This is a genomic window from Corallococcus sp. AB032C, assembly GCF_003668935.1.
GTDB classification, from domain to species: Bacteria; Myxococcota; Myxococcia; order Myxococcales; family Myxococcaceae; genus Corallococcus; species Corallococcus exiguus.
Genome location: NZ_RAWP01000199.1, coordinates 1 through 7565, shown reverse-complemented (window position 1 = coordinate 7565; position 7565 = coordinate 1). Strand labels below are relative to the sequence as shown.

The 7565-nt window shown below is 69.3% G+C and carries 4 protein-coding genes, 5 tRNA genes and 1 other RNA gene; 1 reads left to right on the top strand and 9 read right to left on the bottom strand.

The features are described 5' to 3' along the window. Window positions 1-1434 (top strand): glycosyltransferase family 39 protein (locus tag D7X99_RS40900; RefSeq protein WP_368667845.1); only part of this gene is annotated, 1434 nt, incomplete at its 5' end. A gap of 85 nt (window positions 1435-1519) precedes the next feature. On the opposite strand, the gene ffs is transcribed toward D7X99_RS40900, so the two are convergent. The 9 genes from ffs to D7X99_RS40855 all read right to left on the bottom strand — a co-directional run. Then, window positions 1520-1612: signal recognition particle sRNA small type (gene ffs, locus D7X99_RS40895), an RNA gene on the bottom strand. A gap of 28 nt (window positions 1613-1640) precedes the next feature. After that, window positions 1641-1727 (bottom strand) — tRNA-Ser (locus D7X99_RS40890). 13 nt (window positions 1728-1740) lie between these two features. Further along, window positions 1741-1827, bottom strand: a tRNA-Ser gene (locus D7X99_RS40885). Window positions 1828-1834: 7 nt separating this feature from the next. Continuing rightward, window positions 1835-2302: a tRNA adenosine(34) deaminase TadA gene (gene tadA, locus D7X99_RS40880; protein WP_120552978.1), complete on the bottom strand. Its 468-nt coding sequence runs from the start codon at window positions 2300-2302 to the stop codon at window positions 1835-1837. Between the two features lie 24 nt (window positions 2303-2326). Continuing rightward, window positions 2327-2403 (bottom strand) — tRNA-Arg (locus D7X99_RS40875). Window positions 2404-2432: 29 nt separating this feature from the next. Continuing rightward, window positions 2433-2522, bottom strand: a tRNA-Ser gene (locus D7X99_RS40870). A 42-nt stretch (window positions 2523-2564) separates the two neighbouring features. Beyond that, window positions 2565-2651 (bottom strand) — tRNA-Ser (locus D7X99_RS40865). A gap of 125 nt (window positions 2652-2776) precedes the next feature. Beyond that, window positions 2777-4057: a serine--tRNA ligase gene (gene serS, locus D7X99_RS40860; RefSeq protein ID WP_121782456.1), complete on the bottom strand. Its 1281-nt coding sequence runs from the start codon at window positions 4055-4057 to the stop codon at window positions 2777-2779. 169 nt (window positions 4058-4226) lie between these two features. Beyond that, window positions 4227-7565, bottom strand: a 3339-nt coding sequence (locus tag D7X99_RS40855) for a tetratricopeptide repeat protein (RefSeq protein WP_121782455.1), incomplete at its 5' end; no start/stop codon positions are given.

The window sequence follows — 7565 nt, the reverse complement described above, 5'->3', positions numbered from 1 at the left end:
GTCCTCCCCCAGGCTCCGGTTGAACCCCCGACACCCGTCGTCCAGACGGGTCTGCCCGGTAGCCTTCGCGTGCTGGGGCTCCTCGCGGTGGCGCTGGTGCCGTGCGCCCTCGCGGTGAGCGAATTGGGACGCATCCACCCGGACGAGGTCTTCCAGGCGCTGGAGCCCGCGTACTGGCGCGTGCACGGCTACGGCGTGCTGGCCTGGGAGTGGCGCGAGGGCCTGCGCAACTGGGCCGTTCCCGGCGTACTGGCCGCCTTCCTCAAGGTGGCGCACGGGTTCGGCGTCACCGACCCGCGCGTCTACCGGGGCGTGGTGGCGCTGCCCCAGTTCGCCCTGCACGCCTGGAGCCTGTGGGCCGTCTACCACTTCACGGAGCGCCGGGCGGGCCCGTGGGGTGGGGCGCTCGCGGTGCTGCTCGTGGGGCTGAGCGCGCCGGTGCTCCTCTTCGCCGGACGCACCCTGTCCGAGTCCTTCTCCGCGTCCTTCCTCCTCGTGGCCATGGAGGCCCTGGACCGGCCGGACACCGGCGCGGACGCACGCGTGCGCCGGGCGGGGCTCCTGGGCGGCATGGCCCTGGGGCTCGCCGTGGTGACGCGCTACCCGTCCGCCCTCTTCGTGCTCGCCGCGCTCCTGTGGCTGGTCGTCGCCCGGAGGTGGCGCCTGCTCGCCTTCACCTGCGTGGGCGGCGCGGCGGTGGCGGTGGGCCTGGGCCTGCTCGACTGGGGCACCTGGGGCACGCCCTTCCACTCGTTCCGGGCCTACGTGGACTACAACCTCCTCTCCGGGAAGGCCGCCGCCGCGTTCGGGGCTTCACCGCCGGACTTCTATTGGGGGCCGCTGCTCCAGGCCGTACCCCTCTGGGCCTGGGCCGCCGTGCCCTTGTCGCTGGCCCCCCTGGTGCGCTTTCGCGCGCTGTCCCTGCCGCTCACCTGCGCGGCCGTCTACACCGCCGTCCTCCTGGCCACGCCCCACAAGGAGGAGCGCTTCCTCTACCCGGGGCTGGTGGTGGCGCTGCTCGCGGCTGCCGCCCAGCTGGCCGCGTACTTCTCCACGCTCTCCCGGCAGGGCCTGAGGAGTGGGGCGGCGGTGCTCGCGCTGGCCCTGGGCTTCGTGCATGGCCGCGGCTTCCCGTCCAACGACCTGCGAGCGGACCAGTTCCGCGCCATTGCCCGAGCCACGCGGGGGGACGCGACGGGGCTGCTCATCGTCAACGAAGGGCTGTGGGGCTCCGGGGGCTTCTTCTACATCGGCAAGAACATCCCCTGGCGCACCTGCGACTGGCCCCGGGACGCGGCCTTCCAGGCCTCCATCCACGACCGGGCCTTCAACCGCGCCGTCACCTTCGAGGGCCGGGCCCTGCCGGAGCTCCAGGCCGCCGGCTTCCGCGTCGTCCGCGAGGTGGGGCGCGAAACCATCCTCGTCCGCGACTGAGACGCGGCGGCAGCCGGGCAGGGGAGAGCAAGCCCGCAAAGCCGAAGCGCCGGCATCCCCGGAGGGATGTCGGCGCTTCAGGTGAGACAGAACGGCCGGGACACACGCGGAAGTACGCTACCGTTGCTTCCTTCCGGACCTGGCGGGGTTCGCGCCCCCACGTTGTCCCGACCACAAAATCGATGCTGCTACAGAGAAAATAACAACGGAGAGGGTGGGATTCGAACCCACGATACCCTTTCAGATATGCACGCGTTCCAGGCGTGTGCCTTCAACCGCTCGGCCACCTCTCCAATCACGATGGAGCGGAGAGCGTAGGATTCGAACCTACGGTACCGTTACCGGTACGCCTGATTTCGAGTCAGGTGCCTTCGACCACTCGGCCAGCTCTCCAGAGTATTCAATTTTCACGTCGCTTCGCGCGCAAGCGCTCGAAGAACGTCTTGAGAAGCTGGCGACTGTCGTCCGCCAGGATACCGCTTGTCACTTGAAGCCGGTGGTTGTGCCGGGGCTCTTCCACCAGGTTGTACAGCGAGCCGACCGCACCCGCTTTCGGGTCCATTGTACCAAAGACGAGCCGGGTGACACGAGACTGAACCAGCGCACCGGCGCACATGGCACACGGTTCCAGCGTCACGTAGAGGGTCACCCCTGAGAGTCGCCACGCATCGCGAGCTTTCGCTGCGGCTGCCAGCGCGAGCATCTCAGCATGAGCAAAGGGGTTTCGGTCGCATTCACGGCGGTTGTAGCCCGTGCCCACGACGTTTCCGTCCAGCACCGCCACCGCACCCACCGGAACTTCACCGAGTGAAGCCGCTTCCCGCGCGAGCTCTAAAGCCTGCTGCATGAAAGCGATGTCGTCACTCATGTTACATGCGCGCCTGAGAAGAAGTGGCGCTCCCTGGAGGATTCGAACCTCCGGCCTTCGGATTCGTAGTCCGACGCTCTATCCAGCTGAGCTAAGGGAGCATTTCTTCCGGCTGCTGCTTTACATCAAGTGGCGGAGAGAGAGGGATTCGAACCCTCGATACCCTTGCGAGTATGCAGGTTTAGCAAACCTGTGCCTTCAGCCTCTCGGCCATCTCTCCAACTCTTCTCTGTCAAAGAACCACGAAACTCAAGCTCAAAATCGGAGGCGGTAGGATTCGAACCTACGGAAGGCTTTCACCTTCTGCGGTTTTCAAGACCGCTGCCTTCAACCGCTCGGCCACGCCTCCACAGCAGGTGCCGCTCGGTTCCCGGCGGGCCAACCGCGCCCGTGGGGCCGCCCTTCTACATCATTTCTTCCCTGTGGCAAGCGAGATGTTGGCCCCTTTTTACGTCCGGGGCCCCATCGTCCTGACTAGAGGGGGCGCAATTCCTTCAGCCCGCCCATGTACGGCACCAACGCCTCCGGGATGGCGACGCTTCCGTCCTCCCGCTGGTAGTTCTCCAGGATGGCGATGCTCGTGCGCCCCACGGCCAGCCCGCTGCCGTTGAGGGTGTGCAGCATCTGGGGCTTGTCCCCCTTCTGGGGGCGGAAGCGGATCTTCGCGCGGCGGGCCTGGAAGTCGCCGCAGTCCGAGCAGGACGAAATCTCCCGGTACGCGCCCTGGCCAGGCAGCCAGACCTCGATGTCGTACGTCTTGCGCGCGCCGAAGCCCATGTCCCCGGTGCACAGCAGCATCACGCGGTGGTGCAGCCCCAGGCGGCGGAGGATGTCGCACGCGTCATCCGTCATGGCCTCCAACTCCTCCAGGCTCTTGTCCGGCTGGGAGAACTTCACCAGCTCCACCTTGTGGAACTGGTGCTGGCGGATGAGGCCGCGCGTGTCGCGCCCCGCGGCGCCGGCCTCCGCGCGGAAGCACGGGCTGAAGGCGCAGTAGCGGATGGGGAGCTGGTCGCCCTCCAGGATTTCGTCCGCGTGGTAGTTCGTCACGGGGACTTCCGCGGTGGGGATGAGGAAGCGCTCGGGGTCGCCGGACGTCTTGAAGGCGTCGTCCTCGAACTTGGGCAGCTGGCCCGTGCCCATCATCGTCTCGCGCAGCACGAGGTAGGGCGGGAGCAGCTCCGTGTAGCCCTTGGACGTGTGCACGTCGATCATGAACGTGACGAGCGCGCGCTCCAGCCGCGCCAGGGCGCCCTTGTAGAAGGTGAAGCGGCTGCCGGACACCTTCGCGGCGCGCTCGAAGTCGAGCATGCCCAGCGACTCGCCCAGCTCGAAGTGCTGCTTCGGCGTGAAGAGCAGGTTCGGCTTCTCACCCCAGGTCTTCACCTGGACGTTCTCGTCCGCGCTCGAGCCCACCGGGACGGAGTCGTGGGGCACGTTGGGGATGACCAGCAGGATGCGGTTGAGCTCCTCCTCCACTTCCTTGAGGCGGGCCTCCTTCTCCTTGATCTCCTGGGAGACGCCGCGCAGGTCGCCGCGCAGCTTCTCCATGGCGGACGGGTCCTCCTTGGCCTTGCGCTTCATGTCCTCGTTGGCGGCGTTGCGGCGCGCGGCCAGCGCCTCCATGGAGACATAGAGGTCGCGGCGTTCCAGGAAGAGCGTCTGGAAGGGGCCGAGGTCCAGGCTGCCGCCCCGCGTCTTCAGTCGGGCGACGACCGCATCGAAGTTCTGCGCAACGTTCCGGAGGTCCAGCATAGGGGCTCGCCTTGTAGTCATCCCGGGCGTGGGCCGGCAAGGCTCACCACGCGCCGGGTGCTCAAGGCCGGACGCCCCCAGGCCCCGGGGGCTGACCGGAAGGGCCCCGCCGGCGGTCTACCGGAGGGGTGGGTGGGCCTGGGACGAAAGGCCCGCCCGCCAGGCCCGCTCAGTGTTCGAGGTCGTAGATTTCGTCCTCGATGTCCTTCTTGTCCGCCGCGTCCGGCTTCTTCACCAGGTACTCCTTGAAGGCCGTGATGGCGTCCTTGCGCTTGTTGCGCTCCTTGTAGGCGAAGCCCAGGTAGTAGAAGGACTGCGCGTTGTCCGGCTCGACGCTGGTGGCCTTCTTGTACCAATCGATGGCCTTGGCGTACTGGGCCTGCTCCGTGAAGGCGCGGGCGACCTTGTAGTAGACGTACGTGAGCTTCGGATCCGCCTTGAGCGCCGCCTGGTAGCGGCGGACGGCGTCGTCCCAGCGGGCGGCGTTGAAGAGCACGTCGCCGATGGCGCCCATCACCCGCGTGCGCTGCGGATCCGCCTTGAGCGCCGCCTCGAAGGAGGCGATGGCGTCGTCGAACTGGGCGCGCTCCAGGTGGGCGTGGCCCAGGGCCTCATGCGCGTCCGCGTAATTGGGCTCCAGCTCCACGGCGGCCTTCCACTGCTCGACGGCGTCCGGCAGCTTCTTCGCGTCGCGCAGGATGACGCCGTACGCGTAGTGGTAGTCCGGGCGCTTGGGCGCGCGGTCCACGGCGGTCTTCATGCTGTCGAGCGCCTGGGTGTACTCGGAGCGCTTCGCACGCACGAGGCCCAGGTAGTAGAGCGCCTCGTGGTTGGACGGCTCGTTGCGCAGCGCGAGGCCCAGGTTGCTCTCCGCGCTGGCCAGGTCGCCCTTCTCCAGGAGCACCGCGCCCAGGGTGATGGGCGTGGTGATGGAGCGGGGGTCCTCCGCCTTGGCCTTCTCCAGCTCCGCGGCGGCCTCGTCCAGCCGGTGCAGCCGCCAGAGGACCAGGCCGCGCTGCAGCCGGCCGTCCTTCAACAGGTGCGGATCCAGCTCCAGGGCGCGGTTGGCCTCCGTCTCCGCGCGGGTGGCGTCACCATTGAGCAGGGCCACGCGTGACAGGCCCAGGTGGGCGTCCGCCAGGTTGGGGTCCAACTGCACGGCGCGGTCGAACTCCTGCTGTGCGAGCAGGCTGTTGTTCTCCGCGAGCGCCAGCTCTCCCAGGCCCGCGTGCACGCCCGCGTGCTCCGGCGCCTGCTGAGCGGCGGCCTCCAGCAGGCCGCGCGCGTCCGCGTTGCGGTGCTGCCGGAGATACAGGCGGCCCAGGTACAGGCCCGCGTCCACCAGCTTCGCGTCGGCGGCGTTGGCGCGCTTGAAGTGGCCTTCCGCCTCCGTGGGCTTGTCGAGCGCGTCCTCGATGCGGCCGTAGAGGTATGCGATGCGCGCCTCGTTGGGGAAGCTCTTGCTGGCGGCCTCCACGGCGGTGAGCGCGTCCTGCATCTTGCCCGTCATCACCAGCGCGGTGATGTGGCCGTCCACGAACCCCAGGTTGTCCTTGTCCTCCTTCGCGAGCGAGGCGTAGAGCGGCAGCGCGCCGTCGTAGTCGCGCTGCGAGCGCAGCACCTGGGCCAGCTGGGACTTGATGAAGTCGGAGTCCGGGTTGGCCTTGAGGGCCTCCTTCAGCTCCGCTTCCGCTTCCTTGGGCTTGAACTGCTGGAAGAGGGCCATGCCCTTGAGGCCGAGGGCGCGGGCGCGCTCGGCGGGCCCCAGCGCGTCCTGGAGCTTCAGGGCGCTCTCCACGGCCTGGGCGCCCTGCTCGATGTTCGACTTGCGCACCAGCAACTCCACCGCGGCCAGCTCCACCGCGGAGGCGGCGTGCTGCGGATCCGCGGCGAGCGCCTCCGCGTAGGCCTTGGCGGCCTCGTCGGCCTTGCCCTGCGCCTGGTACAGGTCGCCCAGCGCGTGGTGGGCCTTGGCGGACTTCGGGTCCTTCTCCAGCACCTTGGTCAGCGTGGCGACGGCGTTGGGGATGTCCTTCTGCTGCGCGTAGGACTCCGCCAGGAGGAAGGAGAGCTCCAGGTCGCCCTGGTTGTCCTCGCGGATGGCGGCGTCCTGCAGGCGGGCCTGCACCTCCGCGGCCCTTCGCTGGGTGAGCGCGATGCCGGCGGTGGTCTTGATGACCTCCACGTTCTTCTCACCCAGCAGCTCGATGGACTCCATGTGCTTGCCGCACGCGGTGAGGTCGGAGCGCTCTCCGTCCGCGTAGCGGCGCTGCAGGTAGGCGACGGACTGGCACCAGAGGGCGCGGACCTCCGGGTAATCGTTCTTCGCCAGCACCTGGGCGCTCTTCTTGCGCGCTTCCTTGTAGCTGGCGTACGTGTCCGCCAGCAGCCCCTTGCGAGCCTCCTCGACGAGCTTCGCCTCGGCGGAGCCGGCGGACACGCGGGACGGGAAGAACTTGTTGCGGCCGAAGGCGCCGTAGCGGCTGGCCTCGAAGCTGGCGCCGGTGCCCAGCACGACCACCGCCACGCCCGCGGCGATGATGGCGGGCAGGCGCTTCTTCCACTTGGCGTCGGAGGCGCTGCGGTCCACGACGGACACCGCGGCCATGCGGCCTTCGTAGAGCTGGCGCAGCCGCTCCATGCTGGCCTGGGGGTTGGCGGGATCCGTGGCACCCGCCGTCTCCGGAGCCGGCGCGCCCGGGGTGGCCGCGAGCGGCACGGCCTTCGCGGGACCTTCCATCAGCCGCTGGATGGCGGCGGCGAACACGGGCACGGTGCCGATGGCGGACCACGCCTCCGAGTCCGGCGACACGTCCTCGTTGCCGAGGAGCTGGCCGTCCTCGAGCATCTTGACGATGACGCCCTCCTCGAACGGGCCGAACATCTTCCCGGAGCGGCGGCGGACGTGGAAGCGCTTCACCTGCACGCGGCCACCGGCGTCCTTGCCGGCGCTGTCGTCGATGAAGCTGAGCATCTCCAGGCCGTCCACAGGGCCCGCGGCGGGCGGGGGCGGCAGCGGCGCGGAGAGGTCCGCTTCCAGGTCATCCACGGGCGCGGCGGTGGGGTCGAACTCCAGCGCGTCCGGAAGGCCCGTGGCCGCGGAGGACGGGACGGGCGCGGGGTCGCCGAAGTCCACGTCACCGAAGTCCGTGGCGGGGTTGATGCGCGAGGGCGGCGCGGCCGGAGCGGGGTCGCCGAAGTCCAGCTGGAAGTCTGGAGCGGGCGGCGCGGCCGGGGGCGGCGACGAGAAGTCCACGGCGAACGGATCATCCGTGGGAATGGGGTCCTGGCCGTACGCGGGGGCAGGTGGCTCCGCGAAGTCGAAGGACACGGCCGAGGGCGCGGCGGGCGAGGGCAGGTCCGAGAAGTCCATCGCCTGGGGCGCGGCGGGCGAGGGCAGGTCGGAGAAGTCCAGGCCGGGCGAGGGCGGCAGGGCGAAGGGGTCCTCGCTCGCGGAGGGCAGCCCGCCCATGTCGTAGGACGGCGCGGCGGGCGGCGGGGGCAGGGC